Below are 23,090 nucleotides of genomic sequence, written 5' to 3' on the forward strand. Positions count from 1 at the left end.
CTCACGCCCCTGGCGTACGGTTACCCGTAAAGAAGTCCCAGCTGTTCGGGGAGAGTTCATTCGTCGACGGATGGCCCGCTCGCGTCCCTTCCAAGGACTTTGACGTCAGGCCGCCGGAACGGCCCGTGGTGAAGTGTCCCGCGAAATGCGTGCACATCACCGGTGTCCGTTCCGTCGGCCGGCGGCCGGAAACGGTGACGCGAATTCAGAGCAGGAATTGCACTGGCGGACCACAGCCTGCAAGGAGTGCATCCCATGGCGGTTCTGTGCAAACCGGCGATCGCGGTCCCTGAATACATCATCACCAGGGAAGACACCCTCGAACTGGCACGACAGCTGCACAGCGATCATTCGCAGCTCAATCTGGTGCTCCGACTGATCGAGCATACTGGCGTGGTCAGACGGCACTTGATCCAGCCCATCGACAAAGTGCTGGAGCATCCGGGCTTCGACGCCCGAAGTGCCATCTACGAGGAGGAGTCCAAGGCCCGTGTCCCCGATGTGGCGCGGCGCGCGCTCGAACACGCGGAGCTGGAACCGCAGGACATCGACCTCATCATCTATGTGTCGTGCACCGGGTTCATGATGCCGGCACTGACGGCCTGGCTCATCAACACGATGGGTTTCCGGTCGGACACCCGGCAGATCCCGATCGCCCAACTCGGCTGTGCCGCAGGGGGTGCCGCGATCAACCGGGCGCACGACTTCTGCCGGGCGTATCCGGACGCCAACGTGCTGATCATCGCCTGTGAGTTCTGCTCACTGTGCTACCAGCCCACGGACGTGGGTGTCGGATCGCTGCTGTCCAACGGCCTGTTCGGCGACGCGGTCGCGGCGGCCGTGATGCGGGGCAGCGGCGGCACCGGGGTCCGTCTGGAACGCAACAGCTCGTACCTCATTCCGGACACCGCGGACTGGATTTCCTACGCGGTGCGCTCCACGGGATTCCATTTCCGGCTGGACAAGAGGGTCCCGGGAACGATGGAACCGCTCGCGCCCGCCCTTCGCGAGCTCGCCGAACAGCACCAATGGGACGCGGGCAACCTGGACTTCTACATCGTCCACGCCGGCGGCCCGCGCATCCTCGACGACCTGAGCCACTTCCTCGAAGTGCCTCCCGAGGCATTCCGTTTCAGCCGGGCGACGCTGACCGAGTACGGCAACATCGCCAGCGCGGTGGTACTCGACGCCCTTGCGCGGATGTTCGACGAGGCGTCGGCCGTCGACGGCCAGCGCGGCCTGATGGCGGGCTTCGGTCCCGGCATCACCGCCGAAATGTCCCTGGGCACCTGGACATCGGCGGAGTGACCGGCCGGGGCGCAACCGCGGCCCGGGCCACCACCCCGGCGCCCCGCCGGCCCGATGGCGCAGTATCCGGTCCCGCCCTTGGGCGGGGCCGGAACGGGCCGGACTCACGGTTCGGGCCGTAGGTGCCGGCCGTGCTGCTGCCGGCGCCGTGGGCGAGGGCGAGGCCGGGGCCGGAGCCCAGGACGGTGCGGGCGAAGGTCGCTTCGGGAAGGGTGCGTGCGGACACGGGGATTTCCTTTTCGCTGACGAGTGACGGGATCAGGTGGTCCGGTGCTGCGACCAGGAGCGGATCTGCTCCAGGGCGGGCAGCAGGGCCCGCCCGTCGGCGGTGAGCGTGGAGGCGGCGGGTCCGGGCGGGAGCTGGTCGTGGGTGACGAGCCCGGCCTGGACGAGTTCACGCAGCCGGTCGGCGAGCATCTTGGTGCTGATGGAGCCGATGGCGGCGTGCAGTTCGCCGTACCGGGCCGGGCGGGCGGCCAGGGTGTGCAGGATGATCCCGTTCCACTTCTGGCCGAGGACCTCGAACGCGGCGGTGAGGTGCGGGTCGGCCGTCAGCGGCGCGGGGGCGGGGCGGGCTGGCATCGGTGGTGCGGTCCTGCGTTCTCGGTGGTGCGGTGTCCGGTGGGGGTGCCGGCTGCGCCCCCGGGGCCGCCTCGTCCGTCCCGACGAGGCGAGGCGGCGGTACAAGGGGGTCAGGGCAGCAGGACGACCTTGCCCCGGTTGCGGTGGGCTTCCAGGTCGGTGTGCGCCTGTGCCGCTTCGGCCAGGGGGTAGGTGCGCCAGATCGGCAGGGTGAGCTCGCCGGCGGCGGCCCGCTGCACCAGCTCCGGCAGGGAGTCTCCGCCCTGGCCGGTGCCACCCGCGCTGAAGCGGACGCCGTGCTGCGCGGCGGACATGTCGGCGATGGTGATGACGTGCGCGCTGTCCCCGGTCAGGGCGACGGAGTCGGCGAGCACACCGGCACCGGAGGCGTCGAAGACGACGTCGACTCCCTGGGGCGCCGCGGCCTTCACCCGCTCCCTCCAGCCGTCGCCGTAGCGGACGGCGGTGGCTCCGAGGGCGGTGACACGCTCGATGTCGTGCTCGCCGACCGTTCCGATGACGGTGACGCCGCGGGCGGCGGCCAGCTGCACCGCGATGACGCCCACGCTGCCGGCGGCGCCGTGGACGAGCAGGGTCCGGCCCGCCTGCACGCCCAGCTGCCCGAGAACGCGGAACGCGGTCTCACCGACCGTGACAAGCGAGGCGGCGACCTCCCACGACAGGGCTTCGGGCTTGGCCACCGGCCGGTCGAGCAGGGCGTAGGCGCCGTAGCTGCCGCCGACCGCAGCACCGAGGACCTCGTCCCCCACGGCCGCATCGGCTCCCTCGCCGACCGCGTCGACGACTCCGGCCGCATCCAGGCCGGGGATCACGGGAAAGCGCGCCGGGACCATGTCGGCCATCAGACCGGATCGGATCTTCAGGTCGAGCGGGTTCACCGAGGCGGCCCGCACCCGGATCCGGACCTGGCCCGGACCCGGCTCGGGGGTGTCGACCTCGGTCAGGGTGAGCGCGTCCGGGCCGCCGTAGCGGGAGTAGGTGATCGCGGTGGACATCGAGAACTCCATGAAAGGAAGACGGGACACAGACTGAATCACTCAGTTTGTGTGATTGCTTTTCCGGTGTATCACACAGCCCGTGTGAAATGCGAAGCCGGTGCGGGGTAACGCGCGTCACACGTGGTGTGTGATTTCTGGATAGGATGGGCTCCATGTCCATGCCGCCGGTCCACCGCCGTCAGCCGAATCCGAGCAACCCCCGCGTCCAGCGCACCCGCGCCCGCATCCTGGCGGTCGCCCGCGAGCTGCTGCCCGAGGTCGGGTTGACCGGGTTGACCACCGCACTGCTCGCCGAACGGGCCGGCGTCACCCGCCAGACCCTGTACCGGCACTGGCCCCACCGCGCGGCGCTGCTCTCCGACGTCACCCTGCAAGGCCCCGACGTCGGCTACCCCGAACCCGGCACCGACGTACGCGCCGTCGCCACCGGCTGGCTGCTCAGCCTGCGCGCCGGCATCACCGTCCCCGCCACCCGCACCGCCGCGCTGGCCATCGCCGCCGAAGCGGACCATGACGCCGACAGCGCCCAGGCCATGGCCCGGATCATGGAGGACCGCCTCGCCGCACTGAACAGGCTCCTGGAGCCGTCGGGCCTTCAGATCACCGGCGAGCAGTACGCCCTGCTCTACGGCCCTCTCCTCGCTCGTCTCTTCTTCGACCGGGCCGAAGCCACCGACGAGTTCATCGACACCCTCGTCACCCAGTGGCTCACCACCGTGGGCCGCGCGCCCGCGCGGTCGTGAGGCGCGGCCCGGCCGCCGATGGAGCGTCAACAGCTGTGCACAAGCCGGCTTCCGCTCCGCCTTCGGCCGATCCGGGGCGCTGAACACCGACACGAGTACCGGCGCGAGCGCGCGTCGCGCGATCACGCCGGTAGCACGCGGAATCCAGGCGGGCCGCGGCGCGGCAACGGCCGTCAGTCCAAGGTCGGGTAGTCGGTGTAGCCGCGGTGGTCGCCGCCGTAGAAGGTGGCCGGGTCCGGGGTGTTGAACGGACCTCCGACGGCGAGGCGGCGCGGCAGGTCGGGGTTGGCCAGGAACAGCGCGCCGAAGGCGACCAGGTCCGCGAGTCCCTCGTCGACGAGCGCGACGGCGTCCGGCGCGGTGTACTGCGGGTGGCTGAACGGGTTCAGGACGAACGCCGCCGGCCACGCCTTGCGCAGTTGCCGCGTCAGCTGCCGGTCCGGACCTTCCAGCAGGTGCAGGTAGGCCAGGCCCATCGGTGCCAGCCGCTCCAGCAGGGCGGGGTAGACCTCGCCCACGTTGTCCTCGGCGATGTCGTTGTACGGGTTTCCGGGCGAGATCCGCAGACCGACCCGGTGGCTGCCGATCGCCTCGGCCACGGCCGTGACGACCTCGACGGCGAAGCGGATTCGGCCCTCGGTGTCGCCGCCCCAGGAGTCGGTGCGCCGGTTGGCGTTGGGCGCGAGGAACTGGTGCACCAGGTAGCCGTTGGCGCCGTGGATCTCCACGCCGTCGAACCCGGCCTCGACCGCGTTGCGCGCCGCGGTGGCGAAGTCGGCGATCGCCTGTCGGATCTCCGCCTCGCTCAGCTCCCTGGGCGTCACGAAGTCCTTCGGGCCCTCGTGGGTGTAGACCTGGCCCTTGGCTGCCACCGCCGACGGCCCCACCGGCACCAGGCCGTCGGGCAGCAGGCTGGGGTGGCCGATCCGGCCGGTGTGCATCAGCTGGGCGAAGATCACGCCGCCCTCGCGGTGCACGGCGTCGGTCACCGTCCGCCATGCCTGCACCTGCCCGGCCGTGTGCAGGCCGGGGGTGTCGGGGTAGCCCTGGCCGGCCGGTGCGGGCTGGATGCCCTCCGTGACGATCAGCCCGGCGCCGGCGCGCTGCGCGTAGTACGCCGCCATCAGCTCCGTCGGCTCGGCGCCGGGCCCGAAGGCGCGGCTGCGGGTCATCGGCGCCATCACGACGCGGTTCGCCAGCGGCTTGCCGCCCAGGACGATCGGATCGAAAGCAGTGGTCATGGCCTCTTCCTCGGGGCGAGTGGTGCTCTGCGGGCCGGGCGCTCCGTTGCCCGCATCGGCGAATGCCTGTCTGGACAAGTAAATCATCTGTCCGAACAAGTAAATCCCGCGCATCTCTTCCCGGAGTCGAATGTGAAGCACGTCACGTGCCTCTACCTGGCCATGTTCCCGTAGGCGGCGGCACGCCTCTTGGAGTCGCCGAAGAGGAGGTAGGATTAATTTGTTCGAGCAAGAATGCGAGGAAGAGAGGAAGAGATGGCGCAATCCACACCGGAAGCCGGAAAAGGTCCCGCGGTGACGGGGCAGGAGGCCACCGTCCCGGTGCCGGCCGCGGCCGGCGGCGGGCCGGTCAGCCATGCGATCTTCCGCCTGGCCCGCCTGCACCGGATGTTCGCGGGACAACTGCTGCGCCGCATCGGCCTGCATCCGGGCCAGGAGCTGGTCATGATGCACCTCTGGGAACTCGGCCCCCAGCGGCAGACCGACCTGGTGCGCCTGATGGACTCCGACGCCGCCACCATGACCCGCACCGTCCAGCGCCTGGAGCAGGCCGGCTTCGTCCGCCGCCGCCCCTCCCCCACCGACAAGCGCGCGTCACTCATCGAACCCACGGTGGCCAGCCATGCCCTGCGCCATGAGGTCGAGCGGATCTGGAGCCAGCTGGAGGACCTCTCGACCGCGGGCATGTCCGCCGACGAGCAGACCACGGCCCTGCTCACCCTGGAACGCCTGGAGCACAACCTCGTGCAGGCCGCCGCCGACACCGCGGGCGCAGACGCGGAGCGTTAGCGCCCCGACGGCGGCAAAAGGGCTGTCCGCGGCCGGCGTCGACGATCGCCGGCGACGAGCCGCAGGACCGTCGGCCTCCGGAATCCGGTCACCCGCGAGCGGAGCCCACAGCACTCGGGCGCGCCGCCCGACCGGTGGACGACACCCCGACCATGCCCTTCACCGTTTCCACGAACGGCAGTGGGCGGTGATCCGCTCGGACGGGCGCCCGGCTCCCCGTTTCCTGTGAAGGCTCACAAACTCGATGGGTAACTTCGCACCGTGCGACGTCTTCCTACACTTGTCATGGGCATGCTACTGCTGCTGACCGCCTGCCAGCACGGAGCATCAGCCGCTCCTTCGCCGGCATCCCCGCCTCCCACGCAGGCCGTTGCTCCGCGTCGATTCACCGTCTACGACACGACGTTCTACGCCCACCTCGATCTGACCCGGTACGGCGCGGCCAAGGCCGACATCATCTACGAGGGCCGGGTGGCGGCCCTCTCGGGGCAGCCCGTACGCAGCCCCGACGGCCGTCCCACCACCGAACTCCGCCTGCCGCCGAAGGCCGCCTACCAGAACCTGGTGCGGCAGCACATGGCAAACCCCGGGCCACTCGTCCTCGACTACGAGACCCTCTACCTCACGGGCACACCGGAGGTGGCCGAGCGCCACTACCGGAAACTGTCGACCCTGCTGACGTGGACGCGTGAAGTCGCCCCGCACAAGCGCATCGGCTTCTGGGATCTGCTCGGCAACACCAGCCGCCGCTACTACCCATGGGGCCGCGCCCTCGCGGCGCACGAGGATGTCTTCCTCCCCAGTCTGTACACGGACTCGAAGGACAGCGAGGCCAGATGGCAGCACCGGCTCGATCAGGCACGCGCCGAGGCGAAGCAACTCGCCCCCGGCAAACCCGTGTACCCGTTCCTGTGGCCCCAGTTCCGAGACCGAGCGGGATCCGGACGGTACGTGTCCCCCGCGCTGTGGTCCTACGAGCTTCAAGCCTGCGGCAAGGCCGACAGGGCCGCCGTCGTGTGGGGAGGCGGCCCGCACGGCAACAGCGACACCGCTTGGCTCGACATACTCAAGCGCTTCCTGGGCCACGGCTCGTGACCACACCCGGCCCGCCGGCCTGGCCTCGATCCACGACGCGCCCAGGCAGGTGAGCAGCACCACCACCGCGGCCAGCCGCCTCGTCCCCCGCCCGCCATAGCCGCCGCCCCCGCTCGTCGGGCCCCGCGAAGGGACCGCGGGCCGGGCGGTGCCCCACAGCTGGTGGTGCGCTCGACGTCATGGCGCCGATTGTCGGCGGCTGCGTACGGCGATCCCCTGCGCCTTGCGGACGGCCCCGCCTCCATCGACAGGCAGAGCCTCTGCCCCAGGGCAGCGGGACAGACAGGTGTCCTCCTCCGCTCCAGGGCGCCTGGCGGTCCCCGGCCGCCGGCCTCGACCGACCTCGTCCGGGACGAAGAGGTCGTGGGTTCACCTCCCGCCACCCCGACGGGGAAGGAACCCGATGCGTCGGAGCGGGTCACCGCCCGGCTCGTTCCCCGGTGATTGCAGGCGCCGGACGGTGACGTCACGCAGTGAAGGGGGCAGCCCCTGGTCGAGCTTGCCCGTGGGGGTCACCTCTCCGGACTCTCCGGGGCAGGGGGCACACCCGGGGCGGCGTGCAGGGCCCCGTGCAGATGAACCAGGCTGTCACCGGGAGAGCCGATCCGTACGTACTCCACGACACAGACGATCAACTCGTGGTCACCCAGCCTGAGTTGGCGGTGTCGCGTGCCGACCAGCCACGCGGCACAGTCGTCGAGCAGCGGCACCCCGTGCGGGCCGGTGTGCCAGCGGGTGGGCGGCGCGAACCGGTCGACGCCGACGGCCGCGAACCGCTCGGCCACGTCGCGCTGGGCGGCGCCGAGCAGCTGGATCCCGAACCTCCGGCAGTCCTTGATCCTCGCCCGGGTCGAGGACGTCTCGGCGAGCGCGAAGGAGACCAGCGCCGGTTCGGCGCTCACCGAGGTGAACGAGGTGATCGTCACCCCGGCGGGGCCGGAGGGCGTGGCCGCGGTGAGCACCGCGACGCCGGAGGCGTGCCCCCGCAGTGCGGTGCGCAGCTGACCGGCGCCGACCGTGGGCGCCGCGGTGGTCACGAGCCCGTCCCCGAGGGCGTGGTGCCGATCAGCCGTTCGGGGCGGGGGGCCACGGCCGCGATGGAGCGCGGTGTGCCCGACGCCGTGTCGGGTCGGGTCTTGATGGTGATCCGGGCGGCCAGTTCGTGGGCCAGGGCACGCGCTTCGTCGGCCGACTCGCCACGGACGATGAGCAGCCCGGACCGGTCGTACGACCAGGCGATGGGGGCCACCGTGTCACCGGGCGCGACGGAGATCTGGAGGGCCACCACCCGCGGATCGGCGCGCACCTCGTCGGCTCCGGTGACGGACTCGACGATGCCCGGCTCGGCGGTCAGGAAACGGATGGCGCCGCCGCCCCTGGCCGGGCCCGGTGCGATGGGCGCGGTACGGTCCGCGTACCAGAGGAAGCCCAGCGCGTCGATGTCGGTCCCGTACACCTCGTGGGCCAGGTCGGTGATCCGGTCGCCGCCACGCCGGTTGTGGGACTCCACCAGGCGGGGGCCGTCGGAGGTGAGGATCACCTCGGTGTGCGAGGGGCCGTCCTTGACTCCGACGGCGTCCAGCATCCTGGTGACCAGCGAATCGATCCGGGCCGTGGCGTCCGCGTCGAGGCCCGCCGGCTGTACGTGCCCGACCTCGACGAACGAGTCCAGCTTCTCCTTGGCCGTGTACGCGACGACCACGTGCTCGCCGGCGAAGCTGAACGCCTCCACGCTGAACTCGGGGCCCTGGAGATACTGCTCCATCACGAACGTGTGCAGCCCGAACTCCGCTGCCCAGGCCGCCACTTCCGGGACCGCGTCGGGGCCCTGCACCAGCCGCACGCCAAGGCTGCCGGATCCGTACCTGGGCTTGATCACCGCGGGCCCGAACTCGGCGACGAAGGCGCGGATGTCGGCCTCGTCGTGCCCCAGGCGGGAGGCGACCCCTTCGATGCCCCGCTCGGCGAGCAGCTCCCGGAAGGCCAGCTTGTCCTGGAGCACGCGGACGGTGTCGAGGCCGGTGCCCGGCAGGCCGAGCGCCGTCGTCGCAGCCGCCGCCGACTCCAGTCCGTCTTCGATGATCGAGACGACCCGGGTCAGCGGCCGGTGCCGGTGCACGGCGGCGAGGAGATCGGCGACGGCCTGCGGGTCGCGGTAGTCCGTGAGGTGCGCCTCGGCCACCAACTCCAGCCCCGACGGGTCGAGTTCGTGCGGGCCGTGCACCCAGACGATGTCGAATCCGGCCTTCCGGGCCTTCTGCAGGGCGGCGACCTGGCCGCCGATGACCGCGATCCGCGGTGCGTTCTCGTACGTCATGCGCGCAGCTCCCGTCCCGATGCGTTCTCCAGCCAGCGCACGACCTCGACGTTGTCGGCGCCCGCCGGCAGTTCCTCGTGCGCCTTCTCCCACAGCTCCTGGCAGGCATGGCCGAAGGCGGCGGGGCCGCCCGCGGAGTCGAGCAGCGACGTGCCGATGCGGATGTCCTTGAGCATCAGGCGCAGCGCGAAGCCCGAGTCGAAGGTACCGGGCAGCACATGGTCGGGGAGCTTGGTCTGCGAGGCGTGGTTGCGGCCGGTGGACGCGTTGATCACCTCCAGCATCGCCGCGGGTTCGAGGCCGAACGCCCGCCCGGCGAGCATGACTTCGGCGACCGCGGCGAGATTGACCGCGGAGAGCAGGTTGTTGAGCGCCTTCAGCGCGTGGCCCGCGCCCGCGGGACCCACCCGGTACACCTTGCCGAGCGCGCCGAGTACGTGCTCCGCCCGTGCCACGTGCTCGGGTTCGCCCGCGGCCATCAGCGTCAGCTCACCCGCGCGCGCGGCGGCCGGGGAGCCGGAGACAGGCGCGTCCACCACGGACACCTCGTGCGCGCCGGCCACGCGGCCGAGGGCCAGCGTGTCCTCGGGTGCCGAGGAGCCCGTGTCGACGATCAGGGAGCCCGCGGCAAGGTGCGGGAGCAGCTCCTCGGCCACCTGCCGAACGGCCGCTCCGTCCGGGAGCATGGTGACCACCACCGGCGCGGCCAGGTCCGCGACGCCCTCCGCCGTGCGCACGCCCGGATGCTCACCGGCCGCCGCGGCGACGCTCGGATCGGCGTCGTACGCGACCACGTCGAACCCGCGCTCCGCGAGGCGACGGCACATCCCTCCGCCCATGGACCCCAGTCCCGCAAACCCCACCCGCATGATTCGATCCGTTCCTTTCTCGGTACGTGTTGCTCGCGCGTCCGAGCGGACGCGTTCATTCCGTTCCGGCGCGCTCGTGGCGTGGCGCCGCTCTCATCCCGTGACGATGGCGGCCAGCCCCCGGACGAGGAGGACGAGCGCCGCGACGACCGCGAGGACAAGCACCGCGCCGCGCAACCGGCCGCCGCCGTCCACCCGCCGCCGGACCGGCCCCGACAGTGCGAATCCGGCCACCACCGCGGGCAACAGCATGGCCCCGAAGGCCAGTTGCTCGCCCGGCAGACGGCCCACGACGGTGAGGGAGCCGAGCGAGAGCAGCGTCCCTGCCGTGTAGAAGACGCTGAGGGTGCCGCGGACCGTGGGCCCGGGCTCCCGGTGGTAGACGAGCGCGATGAACGGCCCGCCGATGGACGACGTCGTCCCGGTGAGGCCCGCCACGGCGCCGGAGGCGAGCAGCGTGCCCCGGTTCCTGGGCAGCCTGGCCGGGTCGAAGGCGAGCAGCGAGACGACGCCCAGGGTGATGCCCGCCGAGAGCAGGTCGAGCGTCGACACCGAGACCACGAGGATCACGTACGAGGCCGCCACCGTGCCCACGACCCGACCGGCCATCGCCCAGGAGACGCCGTACCAGTCGGTGTGGGAGATCTCCCGGACCGCCCCGAGCGCGGCCAGGACGGCGGCGACCAGGAGCAGTGACCCCGGCATGAGGCTCGGCGCGGCGATCTGCACCACCGGCGCCGACACCAGGGCGAGCCCCACTCCCAGGCTGCCCTGGACCAGCGCGCCGAGGAACACCGCGACGGACGCGAAGACCAGGACGGACAGTTCAGGCATCGACGGGCACCCCCACGCGCATCCGCTCCCCGGCCGCGCGGGCGACCCGCTCGGCCGCGACGCCCGCCACCACGAGCACCGCAGCGGCCACCAACCAGCCGAGCGAACCCGAGCCGAGCAGCAGCCCGGTGACCATCACGGGGCCGAGGACCCGCTGTCCGGCCACGCTCAGATTGAAGACGGACAGATAGCGTCCGCGCTGCTCCTCGGGGGCCAGGGCGATGGACAGGTCCCACACCGCGGAGTTGGCGATCACCTCGGCCAGGGACAGCGTCACCACGGCGCCGGCCAGCCACGCCACCGCCGGCCCGCCCGCGACGGAGCCGGACGCGGCGAAGCAGAGACTGCTCACCGCGAGCACGGCGCCCGTCCACGTCAGCATCCGGGTGGTGCGCCGCTGGCCGGTCGCCAGCTTGCTGACCGGGATCTGGAGCACCACGACGAGCAGGGTGTTCAGCGCGAACAGCACGGACACGGTGGCCCGCGGGGCATCCGTGTGCTCCAGGATCCACACCGGCATCGCGACCAGCAGCATCGTGTCGAAGAAGAACAGCAGGAAGTTGAGCCCGGTCAGCGTCAGATAGCGCGCGTCGGGCAACACCCGGCCCTTGACCGGACGTTCCGCTGTGCCCTCCGGGGCGGCCTCGGCCGTCGGCGCGGCCAGCTCGGTCACCCGCAGCACGAGCACCGCACCGCCGAGGAAGGCGAGCCCGATGGCGACCAGCGTGACCCGGTAGGCGGCCTGGGTGTCGCTGGCGAGCGCCACGCCGGCCGCCATCGCGCCGACCCCGAGTCCGCAGTTGCGTACGACGTTGACCACCGCGAGCAGCCGGGTGCGCTCCGCACGCTCCGGCACGGCCACGGCGACCAGTGCCTGGAGCACCGGAGGCCCCGCCCGGTCGCACGCCACCGCGCACAGCGTCACCGCCATGAACTGCCAGAAGTCCGTGACGAAGACGTACGCCGCACAGCACACCCCCCGCCCCAGATACACCGCGGCGAGCACCCGCCGTGCCCCGTACCGGTCGGCGAGGACGCCGCCGAGCAGCGAGATCCCCAGGGCCACGACACCGGCGAGGGAGAGCCCGGAGGCCACCTGGTTCGCCGAGAGGTCCACTTGCCGGGTGAAGTACGCCATGGAGCTCGCCATGAACAGGCCGATGCCGAGCGACTGGACGAGGGCTGCGGCGGCGAGTCCGCGCCCGCCCGCGGTGAGCTTCACGTCACTCGGCCCCGAAGTCGAAGTCGACCTGGTCCTCTAGCTCCATCTCGCGCACGATGCGCCGTACCCCGGAGAAGTCGCGCACCAACAGGTCGGTACCGGCCCGGCGGCGGCAGTCCTCGACGATCTCGTCGGCATTCTCGAACCCGGCCGCCCGCAGGATGCCGGGCCACACCGCGAAGTCCTGCTCCACGAAGGCGTGCAGCGCCTTGGGCAGCGAGTCGACGAAGGTGCGGCGCTGTTCGGCGTTCATGTGCACATACAGCGCCTTGGCGACCTCGACCATGACGGAGGAGTGCGCGGACTCGTCACGGGCGTGCAGCCGGGGAACCAGGGCGTGCAGCGGCTGAACGGTCGTGTCGCGGGAGAGCAGTTCCAGGTAGGCGTTGACGCTGATCTCCGAGACGGTCGTCCACACCAGCTTCAGCAGGTCGCGCTCCCAGCGCTCCGACGCCTTCGCGTCGGCCTCGAGGAGCCGGCGGTAGGTGACCGTGTGCGGGTAGGCGGGCTCGCCGGTGATCTGCCGGACCTCGCGGGTGCGCTGCATCGCGATCATGTGCATGTACGTGTGCCAGACCTCGTCCACGTGCGTCTGCTGGACGGCGCGCTTGAGCTGGACGCCGTCGGCACCGGGGAAGGCGCCGTGCATGATCATGGCGAAGGTCGGGTTGGCGACGTACTCCTCGGCCGCGATGACCCGCTCGTTGTAGACCAGCCAGGCCATGGTGAGGACCTTCTGGCGCTGCTCGGGCGTGGCCGCGAGGTACAGGGGGTGCTCGGCGAACGGCAGCAGGTGCTCCGGGTAGTCCGGCAGCCGCTCGTCGTACTCCTCCGGCTCCGATATCTGGTCCAGATCGGTGCGGATCGTGGCGCGCCGCGGCCAGGAGTCGGCGATCCGGCGCAGCACGCTCTCGTCGATGCCGTGCGCGTGGCCGTGCCCGTGACCTTCTTCGCGGTCGCCCTCGACGGTCTGCTCGTGCTCGGCGATGCTCAACTCAAGTCCCCTTCGGATACGCGGTCTTGTGCGTCTTGTGCGTCTTGCGCGGCCGACGCGATGGAGTCGGCGAGGAGGGCGAGACCGGGCGCCAGCGCTTCGGCGTCCGCCACGATCGGTGGCATGACCTTGAGGACCTGGCCGCGGGCGCCGGACGTCTCCACCAGGAGCCCGCGCGTGAAGGCGGCCCGTGACACCCGGTCCGCGAGCGTCGGGTCGGTGAAGCCGAGCCCGCGGATCAGGCCGCGGCCCAGCACGGTGCAGCCGAGGTCCGCGAACCGGGCGGCCAGTTCGGTGAGTCGGTCCTCCAGGGCGGCGGCGTTGCGCCGTACCTGCGGGGCGAACTCCGGATCCGCCCATCGGTCCAGGCAGGCCGTGGCGGTGACGAAGGCCAGGTTGTTGCCGCGGAAGGTGCCGCTGTGCTCGCCGGGGCCCAGCTGGTCGAGCTCGGGGCGGACCAGGACGAGGGCCATCGGCAGGCCGAAGCCGCTGATGGACTTGGACAGGCAGATCAGGTCGGGGACGATGCCCGCCTCTTCGAAGCTGAAGAAGGTGCCGGTGCGCCCGCATCCGGCCTGGATGTCGTCGACGATCAGCAGGATGCCCCGCTCGCCCGCCACTTCGGCGAGCCTGCGCAGCCACGGCGCGCTTGCCGCCGCGAGGCCGCCCTCACCCTGCACGGTCTCCACCACGAAGGCCGCGGGCAGGTCGATGCCGCTGCCCGGGTCGTCGAGCAGGCGGGTGAGGTAGTCGATGGTGTCGACGCCTTCGCCCGCGTACCCCTCGTACGGCATCCGCGTGACGTGGCCGAGCGGCACCCCGGCCGCCCCGCGCTTGAACGAGGTGGCGGACGCGGCGAGCGCGCCGAGCGAGAGGCCGTGGAAGCCGCCGGTGAAGGCGATGATGTCGGTGCGTCCGGTGACCCGGCGGGCCGTCTTGAACGCCGCCTCGACGGCGTTGGTGCCGGTCGGCCCGGTGAACTGCACCCGGTGGTCGAGCCCGCGCGGCGCGAGCACCACCTCGCGGAAGCGGTGCAGGAACGCGGCCTTGGCGCCGGTGTGCAGGTCGAGGCCGTGGACCGGCCCGTCGGCCTGGAGGTACTCGATGAGGGCGGCGCGCACCTCGGGCGGGTTGTGGCCGTAGTTCAGCGCACCGGCGCCCGACAGGAAGTCGATGTACTCGCGGCCTTCCGCGTCCCACATGCGGTGTCCCGCCGCCCGCGTGAAGACGGCGGGAAAGCGCCGGCAGTAGGTGCGTACGGCCGATTCGAGCTCGTCGAAGACGGCCGTGTCCGATCCGGGGGTCGCCGGCCCTGCGGTGACCGGTTCGGCGGTGGTCATGAGGCACTCCAGGGGTCGATGTCGGTGATCTCGGCCGTCTCACGAGGGGTCAGGGCGGTGCGCGGGGAGAGCGGGAACCAGCCGGCGACGCTGAGCCGCAGCAGTTGGCGCATGCGGTCGGCGATCAGCTCCGGGGTGTACCGGTCGGGCACCTCGGCCGCGTCGATCACCGGGGTCGGCGGGAAGTAGCGACCGCCCGGGACGGGGCGTACGACGGCGTCCCACAGGTTGAGGCTCTGGCCGCCCCAGCGGGCCCGGCCGCTGAACACCGAGTACAGCGGAAGGCCTTCGGGGTGCGGCCGGCTCAACGCCTGGTTCACGGCCTCGCTGACCATCTCGACGATCAGCCCGCAGCCGCCCGCGGCCCGGGCCCTGCGGGCCTGCGCGAAGAGCGCCAGCGCGCCGTCCAGGGCGTCGCCGTGCCGGGCCAGGGCACCGCTCTGTGGGGTGTAGCCGAGGTGCGCCAGGGTGGGCGTGCCGGTCGCGGCCACCGCCTCGATGCAGTCGAACTCGCCCTCGCCCGCCACCTCGATCTTGACGGCGTCCGCGCCGGCCGCGACGAACCGGTCGGCGGCGGCCCGGGCCGTGGCAGGGCCTCGGGTCGCCCCGTCCGGCAGGTCGGCGAGCAGGAACGGCCGCCTGGCGGCCGGGAATTCGGCGTCCAGCGCCTTGCGCACCTCGGCCACCAGGCCGGTGAGGGTGTCGAGGCCCCACTCCTGCTCGGCATCGCCGGTCAGCGTGGTGCTGCTGCGGCCCAGGTGTGTCATGAAGTACGAGTCGCCGACCATCACGCACTCGACGGGGGCGTCGTGCAGGTCCGGCACGCGCAGCGCCTCGGCGAGGCCCTCCACCTCGAAACCCCGATAGGCGTTGATCTTGAGTCCGAGTTGTGCCGGGCTGTCGTACCGGTGCAGATACGGAGCCAGCGCGGCAGCCGCCGCCGGCCTGGCCACGGTGGTGTCAGCGGTCACGGCCGCCCTCCCAGTAGATCTTGTTGATACGGCCGATGGCGTCCGTGACGACCTCTTCGGGTGCTGCGGTGAAGCAGAGCCGGGCCCAGCCGTCGCAGTGGGCGCCGAACACCCGGCCCGGTGCGAGTCCCACGCCCGCCTCGGCGCAGCGACGCACGAACTCCGCGCCGTCGCCGTACCGGCTCAGGTCGAGGAAGGTGTAGAGCCCGCCCTCGATGCGGGTGTGCGGGATCTCCAGGGCGGCGTCGGCGAGTCGCCATGCGCGCTCGGCCGCCGCCCGGCGCCGCGCGAGTTCGTCGGCGGGCGTGGCGAGCGCCCGGAACGCGGTGTACTGCGCGGCCGTGGAGACGGAGTACAGCGTGTGCAGCGACCACTTGGTGAGGATCTCCTCCGCGCCGGGCGGCGAGATCAGGTGGCCCACGCGGGCGCCGGGCATCGCGTACGTCTTGCTACAGCTGTGCACCGAGAAGGTGCGCTCCGCCGCGCCGGGGACGGTCGCCATGTCGAGGAAGCCGCCGTCGCCGAAGTCGTAGTTCTCGTACGCGTTGTCGGCGATCAGCCACAGGTCGTGCCGCGCGGCCAGCGCGGCGAGCGCGCCCAGGGCGCGCTCGTCCAGGCGGAAGCCCGTCGGATTGTTGGGGTTGTTGAAGTAGATCGCCCGGGTGCGCGGCCCCACGGCCCGCTCGATCGCGGCGATGAAGTCGAAGTCGGGGTCCTCGCCGAGCTCCAGGAAGACCGGCACCTCGCGCGGCGTCCCGCCGGCCGCCCGCACCAGGCCGGTCGCGAACAGCCACTGCGGGGACAGGATGAGGACCTCGTCGCCCGCACCCAGGATGGCGTGCAGGGTCACCGCGATGGCGTGCGTGGCGCCGCTCGTCACCAGGACCTGCCCGGGGTCGACGGGGGCGCCCCGGCGCCGGCTCGCCGCTACGGCGAACGCCGAGCGCAGCGCGGGGACTCCGGCGGGCGGCGCGTGCTCGTGGGCCGCGATCCCGAACTCCGCACGCTCCCAGGCGCCCGGCCGCGCGCAGGGCTCGAAGACGGTCTTGCCCTGCTGCAACGGCACCGGTTCGGTGTGCGCGCCGGAGCGCAGCAGCCGGTCGACGGCCACCAGCGGGGAGGGCGGTATCTCGCTGAGGGTTCTAGCAAACGACGGCATGGGGGTGCTCACTCCTGGACTGGTAACGGGCCCGTGCTGAGCGGGAGTTCGGCTGCGGCGCCCCGGGCGGGCCGGTCGATGCCGAGGTTCCCGCGCAGGGTGGTGCTCTCGTACTCGGTGCGGAACAGGCCCCGGCGCTGTAGCTCGGGCACGACGAGGTCGACGAAGTCGTCCAGGCCCTCGGGGAGCACGGGCGGCATGACGTTGAAACCGTCGGCGGCCTCTCCGGTGAACCACTCCTCCATGAGGTCGGCGACGTCCTGGGGGGTGCCGATGACGATGCGGTGCCCGCGGCCCCCGGTCAGGGACTGGTACAGCTCCCTGATCGTGAGACCCTCGCGGCGCGCCTTGTCGTAGACGAGCTGCTGGCGGCTGGTGCTGCCCTGGGTGGGCGGCAGTTCGGGCAGCGGCTCGTCCAGCGGGAAGCCCGAGATGTCGACGTCGCCGAGGAGCTGGGTGAGCAACCCCAACCCGACCACCGGGTCGACCAGTTCCTGAAGTACCGCGTACTTGTCCTCGGCCTCGGCGCGGGTGCGGCCGATCACCGGGAAGAGACCGGGCATCACCTTCATCTGATCGGCGTCGCGCCCGTAGGCGGCGGCCTGCTGCTTGATGCCGCGGTAGAACGTCCTGCCCTCGTCCAGGGTCTGGGCGGCGGTGAACACCACCTCGGCCCAGCGGGCGGCGAAGTCCTGGCCGTCCGCGGAGGCGCCCGCCTGGATGAGCACGGGGTAACCCTGCGGCGAGCGGGCCACGTTGAGCGGGCCGCGCACCGAGAAGTGCTCGCCCTTGTGGTCGAGGACGTGCAGTCCGTCGGGATCGAAGTAGCGCCCGGACTCCTTGTCGTACCCGAACGCGTCGTCGTCCCAGCTGTCCCACAGGCCGGTGACGACCTCCATGAACTCCCTGGCCCGGTGGTAGCGCGACGCGTGGTCGGGCTGGGAGTCGCGGTTGAAGTTCTTCGCCTCGGCGTCCGTCACCGAGGTGACGATGTTCCAGGCGGCCCGGCCGGCGCTGAGGTGGTCGATCGAGGCGAACTTCCGGGCGATGTGGAACGGTTCGTTGTACGTCGTCGACGCGGTCGCCGCGAGACCGATGTGCGTGGTGTGCACGGCGAGGGCGGACAGCAGCGTCAGCGGGTCGAACTGGAGGAAGCGGCCCCATCGGCTCAGCTCGTCGGCGTTGCGGTACGGGGTGCGGATGCCCACCCCGTCGGCGACGAAGAACATGTCGAACTTGCCGCGCTCGGCGGTGTGCAGGAGCGTGCGGTAGTGAGCGAAGTCCAGGCCGCCGTCCGCGCGGGCCGTGGGGTGCCGCCAGGAGGCGACGTGGTAGCCGGGGGCCAGGAGAAAGGCTCCAAGACGGAGCTTACGGCGTGTCACGCCCATAGCAGGTCTCCGGTGTCCTTGCAGGTGAGGAGCTCTGGATCGAGACGGAGACTAGATCAGGAGTCGAGGTGGGTACACGGTTCTGCGTGCACTGTGGCTTTACCGCGAAAAGCTCCTTCTGCTTCTTTTGATCACCGCGCGGTAACGTCCCGAGGACGCCGGTGGAACGGCACAGGCCCCGCACCCTTCGGGGTGTGGGGCCTGGTGACGCCGGGGGGACACCCTCGTGGTGTGCGCTCAGCGGGGGCGCGTGCGGGAGGCACCGTGCGCGGACTCGTAGTGGTGCTCGGGGCGGCCGGCACCTCCGTATTTCAGGGCGAGTTGGACGCTGCCGCGCTCCTGAAGGTGCTTGAGGTAACGCTGCGCGGTGGAGCGGCTCACTCCGGTCAGGTCGGCCACCTCCTGCGCGGACAGCGCCTTGCCGGCCCGGAGCAGCACGTCGCGGATGTGCTCGGTGGTCGCCGCCGAGTACCCCTTGGGCGGGACTTCCACCTGGACCGGCGCGTGGAGCGTGCCGAAGATCTCGTCCACCTCGCCCTGGCCCAGGGAGTCCGAGCGGTCGAGGCGCTCACGCATCTGCGCGTAGGACGTCAACTTGGCCCGCAGCGCCGCGAAACTGAACGGTTTGACCAGGTACTGAAGGACGCCGTTGCGCAGCGCCGAGCTCACCTGCTCCGCCCCGTGGGCCGCCGAGACCATGATGATGTCGGTCTCGTGGCCGAGCCGGCGGAGCCTGCGCACCAGCTGTAGCCCGTCCTCGCCGGGAAGGTAGTGGTCGAGCAGCATCAGATCGACACTGCCGCGCTCGACGGCCATCAGCGCCTCGGCGGCCGTGTGGGCCCGGCCCATGACACGGAATCCCGGAACACGGGACACATAGCGGGAGTTGACCTCGGCGACGTAGAAGTCGTCGTCCACGACCAGGACGTCGATCACGATGCCGCTCCCGACGCCACGGGCGGATTCCGGGGCGGTCGGATCGTGAACACGGCACCACCGCCCGGCCGTTCGGTCAGCCGGACCGAGCCGCCGCGGCGTCGCGCGACGCCGTGGACGCGCGTGAGACCGACCCCCCGGCCGTGATGCGGCGGCGGCTTCTTCGTCGGCCCGCCCTCGCGAAACACCGCCGCTCGCAGGGCGGTTGGCACACCCGGCCCGCGGTCGGCGACGCTCAGCACCATGGCGCCGGGCTCCGCCCGCATGCCGACCTCGGCGAAGGGCCTCGCCGGCGGGTGCGAGGCTGCCGCGTCGACAGCGTTGTCCATGAGATTGCCGGGCACCGTCACCAGGTCGCGCGAAGCGACGGCAGGGCAGGACGGTGGCGGCCTGTCGGCGAGCCGGAGAGTAGCGCCCCGCTCGGCTGCGGCTGCCCGCTTGCCGGCGAGAAGCGCATGGAGGAGCGGCTCTTGCCACCGCTCCTGCGGTAAGTGAGGCTCCGGCGCGGGGTCTCGCTCCGGCGCGGGGCCGCCGGGGAGCTCCGCGACGAACTGCCGGGCCGCTGCGTACATTTCCCGATCGAGCAGGCCCGCGAGGGTGTGCAGGTGATTCGCCGGTTCGCGGTCACGAGCCGATAACGCTGCGGCGAGAATTCGTTGACTTTTCAACTTCCCCCCAGTGTGTGCGCAAGAGCGAAATCGTCAATTCCCTGTACTTCCTGCGCGGTCAGAATGAGCAGAATAATCTTTCCGAGGTAAAGCCCAGGTATGTGGCAGGACGGCCCTGACCTGGGCTCACGCCCCTAGCCTTGATGCCGCACGCGCCCGGTGCGTGCTTTTCAGGAGTCCTGGGAGGTGCTGGTGAGGTCTGGAGCAGAGCGCGGTGTTCTGGCTTTTGTGAACAGCGACTATGCGGACACTCCGTACGACAAGTGGGCGGCCGACGCGGGCGTACGGCCGCACCTCCTGGTCTCCGAGGACAAATTCCCGCAGTACCGGCACGTCCCGGGCGCTGTCTCCGTCCCCGGCTACCTCCAGGGCGGCGACGCGGAACGCGCGGCCCTCGACCTGGCCGAGCGCACGCCGCCCAGCGCGGTGATCGCCCGCATGGAGAGCGACTTGCTGCGCGCCGCGCGGCTGCGGGAACTGCTCGGCGTGCCGGGGCAGGACTTCGCCAGCACCCTGGCGTTCCGCGACAAGGTCCACATGAAGACCCTGGTGCGCCGAAGCGGCCTCGTCGAGGTACCGGAGTTCGCCCCGGTACGCGTGGCCTTCGATCTCTTCGGGTTCGTCCGCGAGCACGGCTACCCGGTGGTGGTGAAACCGGCCTTCGGTTCCGGTTCCACCGGGACCCAGGTGCTGCGCGGCCCCGCAGACCTGGCCCGACTCCTCGCCGAAGGCCTGCCCGAACACGCCGAGGTGGAGCGGTTCGTAGAGGGCCAGATGTACGTGGTGGACGGGCTGGTGGTGGCGGGGGAACCGGTGGCCACGTTCGTCTCGCGCTACCTCAACGACTGCCTGTCCTTCCGCGACGGGATATACCTGGGATCGGCACAACTCACCCGCGACCACCCGTTGACGGACCGGCTCATCGGCCATGCGCGAAAGGTCCTCGACGCACTGCCCACCCCCGAGTGCACCACCTTCCACCTGGAGGTCTTCCACACGCCGGACGACCGCCTCGTGCTGTGCGAGATCGGCAGCAGGACCGGCGGCGCGCTGACCGCCCCCGCCATCCGCGCCGCCACCGGCTTCAACCTCGACGAGCAGTGGTTCCGGGCCCAGGTCGCCCCACAGACCCTGACCGATGCCAGGATTCACGGCGTCGCGCCCGGACAGAGCGCGGGCTGGGTCGTCTTCTATCCCGAACGGGGCACCCTCGCGGCCCTGCCCGAGGCCCCACCGCCCTTCGTGGTGGAGGAACGCCTGCGGGGCACGGTGGGCACGGCATACCAGGGGGGCGTGAAGTCCGCCCACTACCTGGCGGCTTACGTCCTGACCGGTGCCGACGACCAGGAGGTCGAGCGGCGCGCCCAGGAACTCGCCCAGTGGTACGCCGCGGGGGTGCGGTGGACCGGCCGCCACGACGAGGACGGCCCCGCGTCCCTCAACTGACAGCAGATCGCACCCGCTTCGGGCCGTACGACACCTGGTGCTTCGGGGCGCTGCGCGACAACGGGCTGCGGCGCACGGTCCCCACCGGCACGCTCACCTTCCATGCGCCCGTCGCGGCACGGCCCGAGGACGTCGAACTGCGAGCCAACTGTCGTTGGCGGCCGACCTCTTCGTCGCCTTGGTGAAGGCGGCTCCGGCCTTGCTGCTGCACGCCATCGCCGCCGAGTGGCTGAACACGGCACCGCCGTCGGCTCCGGAGAGGTAACTCGGCTTGCCCCAGCGCGGCGTGAGGAAGTGCAGCCTGCCGTGCAGCACCCCGGACATCCTCCAGCCGCCGGTCGCCTTCTGGGAAAGCTCCGGCCAGCAGACCGCGAAGACCGCTTCGTCGGGGCCGGTGCCCTGCCCGGAGGCGACCGTCACGTTGCGGGAGAAGCCGGGGTCGGTCCTCACTCCATCCGTCTCGGCACAATCCGCGACCGCTTCCCTGGGTCGCGCCGAGGCTCTCGCCGATCGCACGAAGGCCGCCCCTGCTACCGGAGCAATCCGGTGCAGGGGCGGCTCTGCCGTGCCTGCCGACGCACCAGAAGACACGTCAGGCGTGCGTCATCCGTGCGTCACGCGCGTCGCTCATGCGTCAAGACGCCGCCCGTCATGCGCACCACGCCCATCCTGCGCAAGGGGAGAACCTTCAGGTCAGCGACCCTTCTTGGCAGGCTCAAGAATCGCCACGCACTCCACGTGGTGGGTCATCGGAAAGAGATCGAAGGCCCGCATCCGCCGCGGTGCATAGCCCACCTCGCGGAAGTAGTCGAGGTCGCGGGCGAGGGCGGCCGGGTCGCAGGCGACGTAGGCGATCCGGCGGGGGGTGAGGGAGGCGAGGTGGTGGACGGTTTTCTTGCCGGCGCCGGCGCGGGGCGGGTCGAGGACGACGAGGTCGACGTCGGTGATGCCGGTGCGGGGGAGGATCTGGTCGACCTTGCCGTGTTCGATGCGTACCCGGTCGAGGTCCTCCAGGTTGTGGCGGGCGTCCTCGACGGCGCGCTTGCCGGATTCGATGCCGAGGACGGCGCCCTTGTCGCCGACGCGTTCGGCGAGGGCGCCGGCGAAGAGGCCGACGCCGCAGTAGAGGTCGAGGGCCATGTCGCCCTTCTTGGGCATCAGGCCCTGCATGACGGCCTCGACGAGGAGGTCGGCGGCCTTCGGGTGGACCTGCCAGAAGCCGCCGTTGCCGACGCGCCAGGTGCGGCCGGCGGCGCGTTCGCGGACGAACGGGCGGCCGTGGACGCGGTGGACGCCGCCGTCCTTCTCGTTGATCCGGAGGACGGAGACCGGCTTGTCGAGCTCCACGATGGGGAGGCGTCCGCCGGGGCGGGGGGTGAGGATGACCTGGCGGTCGTGGGAGCCGGTGGCGGCGATGGCCTCGACGGTGGCGATCTGCGGCCAGGTGCGCTGCTCGATGCCGAGTTCGGAGACGCCGGGGGCGGCGATCATGCAGTGGGTGACCGGCTCGATGTCGTGCGAGCGGTGCTTGCGGAGCCCGGGGCGGCCTTCGGCGTCGACGGCGTACTGGACGCGGGTGCGCCAGGCCGGGACCTCGCCCTTGGCGACCTTGTCCCCGGGGGCGGGCTCGACGGTGCCGTCCCAGCCGCTCTCCTCGGGTGTGAGTCCGGCGAGCCGTGCCAGCTGTTCGGCGATGACCGAGGCCTTCAGGCGGCGCTGGGCGCCGGGCGCGGCGTGCTGCCAGTCGCAGCCGCCGCACCTGCCGGGGCCGGAGAACGGGCAGGGCGCCGCGACGCGGTCCTTGGAGGGGGTCAGGATCTCGACGGCGTCGGTGCGCAGGAAGCGGGCGCCCTCCTCGCCGTCGGTGACGCGGGCGATGACGCGCTCACCGGGCAGTGCGTGCCGTACGAAGAGGACCTGGCCGGCTTCGGTGCGGGCGATGCAGTGGCCGCCGTGGGCGACCGGGCCGACCTCGACCTCGTACTCCTCGCCGACCAGCGACTTCTTGGGTTCCGGCTGCATGGCGGACGAGCTCCTGGGGTGGGTGCGAGAAGGCGGTACGGCCGGCCTCCGGGCGGAGGCCAGCCGTCAATTCTACGTCCCCTCGCGGGGTGCCCGGCTCCGTTGAAGGAGGCCGGGGGCCGCGGCACCGTCCGCCGGTGCCGCGGC

The 23,090-nt window shown here is 71.6% G+C and carries 22 protein-coding genes; 5 read left to right on the top strand and 17 right to left on the bottom strand.

All coding sequences use genetic code 11. The annotated features are described in order from the left end of the window. The first annotated feature begins 255 nt into the window (after positions 1 to 255). Positions 256 to 1,308: a type III polyketide synthase gene (locus IEZ17_RS04645; RefSeq protein WP_189296642.1), complete on the top strand. Its 1,053-nt coding sequence runs from the start codon at positions 256 to 258 to the stop codon at positions 1,306 to 1,308. A 258-nt stretch (positions 1,309 to 1,566) separates the two neighbouring features. Here the strand turns inward: IEZ17_RS04645 and IEZ17_RS04650 are convergent, their stop codons facing one another. After that, positions 1,567 to 1,890 carry a winged helix-turn-helix transcriptional regulator gene (locus IEZ17_RS04650; RefSeq protein ID WP_189296644.1) on the bottom strand — a complete coding sequence of 108 codons (324 nt, stop codon included), beginning with the start codon at positions 1,888 to 1,890 and terminating at the stop codon, positions 1,567 to 1,569. A 110-nt stretch (positions 1,891 to 2,000) separates the two neighbouring features. Beyond that, positions 2,001 to 2,906 (bottom strand): NADP-dependent oxidoreductase, encoded by a 906-nt coding sequence (locus IEZ17_RS04655; RefSeq protein ID WP_189296646.1) that lies wholly within the window; start codon positions 2,904 to 2,906, stop codon positions 2,001 to 2,003. A gap of 155 nt (positions 2,907 to 3,061) precedes the next feature. Here IEZ17_RS04655 and IEZ17_RS04660 point away from each other — a divergent pair, with 155 nt between their 5' ends. Further along, positions 3,062 to 3,652, top strand: a complete 591-nt coding sequence (locus IEZ17_RS04660; protein WP_189296649.1) for a TetR/AcrR family transcriptional regulator — start codon at positions 3,062 to 3,064, stop codon at positions 3,650 to 3,652. Between the two features lie 173 nt (positions 3,653 to 3,825). Here the strand turns inward: IEZ17_RS04660 and IEZ17_RS04665 are convergent, their stop codons facing one another. Further along, positions 3,826 to 4,893, bottom strand: a complete 1,068-nt coding sequence (locus IEZ17_RS04665; RefSeq protein ID WP_189296651.1) for an alkene reductase — start codon at positions 4,891 to 4,893, stop codon at positions 3,826 to 3,828. A 255-nt stretch (positions 4,894 to 5,148) separates the two neighbouring features. Between IEZ17_RS04665 and IEZ17_RS04670 the strand changes: the two genes are divergently transcribed. Both IEZ17_RS04670 and IEZ17_RS04675 read left to right on the top strand, forming a co-directional pair. Continuing rightward, positions 5,149 to 5,682, top strand: a complete 534-nt coding sequence (locus IEZ17_RS04670) for a MarR family winged helix-turn-helix transcriptional regulator (protein WP_189296652.1) — start codon at positions 5,149 to 5,151, stop codon at positions 5,680 to 5,682. Positions 5,683 to 5,967: 285 nt separating this feature from the next. Next, positions 5,968 to 6,777 carry a hypothetical protein gene (locus IEZ17_RS04675; RefSeq protein WP_189296653.1) on the top strand — a complete coding sequence of 270 codons (810 nt, stop codon included), beginning with the start codon at positions 5,968 to 5,970 and terminating at the stop codon, positions 6,775 to 6,777. A gap of 512 nt (positions 6,778 to 7,289) precedes the next feature. Here IEZ17_RS04675 and IEZ17_RS04680 read toward each other — a convergent pair. The 12 genes from IEZ17_RS04680 to IEZ17_RS44355 form a co-directional block, all read right to left on the bottom strand. Continuing rightward, positions 7,290 to 7,814 carry a flavin reductase family protein gene (locus IEZ17_RS04680; protein WP_189296654.1) on the bottom strand — a complete coding sequence of 175 codons (525 nt, stop codon included), beginning with the start codon at positions 7,812 to 7,814 and terminating at the stop codon, positions 7,290 to 7,292. Continuing rightward, positions 7,811 to 9,094, bottom strand: coding sequence for an ATP-grasp domain-containing protein (locus IEZ17_RS04685; protein WP_189296655.1), 1,284 nt, complete (start codon positions 9,092 to 9,094; stop codon positions 7,811 to 7,813). The genes IEZ17_RS04680 and IEZ17_RS04685 overlap by 4 nt, the downstream gene beginning before the upstream one ends. Beyond that, positions 9,091 to 9,963: an NAD(P)-dependent oxidoreductase gene (locus tag IEZ17_RS04690; RefSeq protein ID WP_189296656.1), complete on the bottom strand. Its 873-nt coding sequence runs from the start codon at positions 9,961 to 9,963 to the stop codon at positions 9,091 to 9,093. The genes IEZ17_RS04685 and IEZ17_RS04690 overlap by 4 nt, the downstream gene beginning before the upstream one ends. Positions 9,964 to 10,056: 93 nt before the next feature. Continuing rightward, entirely contained in the window at positions 10,057 to 10,797 is a 741-nt protein-coding gene (locus IEZ17_RS04695) for a TSUP family transporter (protein ID WP_189296657.1), read from the bottom strand. Then, a complete protein-coding gene (locus IEZ17_RS04700) occupies positions 10,790 to 12,019 on the bottom strand; it encodes an MFS transporter (protein WP_189296658.1) in 1,230 nt (409 codons plus the stop codon). Before IEZ17_RS04700 ends, IEZ17_RS04695 begins: the two co-directional genes overlap by 8 nt. Position 12,020: 1 nt before the next feature. After that, positions 12,021 to 13,013: a diiron oxygenase gene (locus IEZ17_RS04705; RefSeq protein WP_229851855.1), complete on the bottom strand. Its 993-nt coding sequence runs from the start codon at positions 13,011 to 13,013 to the stop codon at positions 12,021 to 12,023. Then, entirely contained in the window at positions 13,010 to 14,353 is a 1,344-nt protein-coding gene (gene ectB, locus IEZ17_RS04710) for a diaminobutyrate--2-oxoglutarate transaminase (RefSeq protein ID WP_189296660.1), read from the bottom strand. The genes IEZ17_RS04705 and ectB overlap by 4 nt, the downstream gene beginning before the upstream one ends. Beyond that, on the bottom strand, positions 14,350 to 15,324 hold the full coding sequence (locus IEZ17_RS04715; protein WP_189296662.1) for a 3-methyl-2-oxobutanoate hydroxymethyltransferase: 975 nt from the start codon (positions 15,322 to 15,324) through the stop codon (positions 14,350 to 14,352). Before IEZ17_RS04715 ends, ectB begins: the two co-directional genes overlap by 4 nt. Next, on the bottom strand, positions 15,314 to 16,483 hold the full coding sequence (locus IEZ17_RS04720; protein ID WP_189296664.1) for a pyridoxal phosphate-dependent aminotransferase: 1,170 nt from the start codon (positions 16,481 to 16,483) through the stop codon (positions 15,314 to 15,316). The genes IEZ17_RS04715 and IEZ17_RS04720 overlap by 11 nt, the downstream gene beginning before the upstream one ends. An 8-nt stretch (positions 16,484 to 16,491) precedes the next feature. Continuing rightward, entirely contained in the window at positions 16,492 to 17,871 is a 1,380-nt protein-coding gene (locus IEZ17_RS04725) for an LLM class flavin-dependent oxidoreductase (protein ID WP_189296666.1), read from the bottom strand. Between the two features lie 237 nt (positions 17,872 to 18,108). Beyond that, entirely contained in the window at positions 18,109 to 18,807 is a 699-nt protein-coding gene (locus tag IEZ17_RS04730; RefSeq protein ID WP_189296668.1) for a response regulator, read from the bottom strand. Beyond that, on the bottom strand, positions 18,804 to 19,136 hold the full coding sequence (locus IEZ17_RS44355; RefSeq protein WP_189296670.1) for a sensor histidine kinase: 333 nt from the start codon (positions 19,134 to 19,136) through the stop codon (positions 18,804 to 18,806). The genes IEZ17_RS04730 and IEZ17_RS44355 overlap by 4 nt, the downstream gene beginning before the upstream one ends. 567 nt (positions 19,137 to 19,703) lie before the next feature. On the opposite strand from IEZ17_RS44355, the gene IEZ17_RS04740 reads away from it, so the two are divergent. Then, entirely contained in the window at positions 19,704 to 20,921 is a 1,218-nt protein-coding gene (locus IEZ17_RS04740) for an ATP-grasp domain-containing protein (protein WP_229851858.1), read from the top strand. A gap of 93 nt (positions 20,922 to 21,014) precedes the next feature. Here IEZ17_RS04740 and IEZ17_RS04745 read toward each other — a convergent pair whose 3' ends face one another. Both IEZ17_RS04745 and IEZ17_RS04750 read right to left on the bottom strand, forming a co-directional pair. Further along, positions 21,015 to 21,371: a hypothetical protein gene (locus IEZ17_RS04745; RefSeq protein WP_189296674.1), complete on the bottom strand. Its 357-nt coding sequence runs from the start codon at positions 21,369 to 21,371 to the stop codon at positions 21,015 to 21,017. A 243-nt stretch (positions 21,372 to 21,614) separates the two neighbouring features. Continuing rightward, on the bottom strand, positions 21,615 to 22,943 hold the full coding sequence (locus IEZ17_RS04750) for a class I SAM-dependent RNA methyltransferase (RefSeq protein ID WP_189296676.1): 1,329 nt from the start codon (positions 22,941 to 22,943) through the stop codon (positions 21,615 to 21,617). Positions 22,944 to 23,090 lie beyond the last annotated feature (147 nt).

This window comes from Streptomyces albospinus (assembly GCF_014648695.1).
Lineage (GTDB): Bacteria > Actinomycetota > Actinomycetes > Streptomycetales > Streptomycetaceae > Streptomyces > Streptomyces albospinus.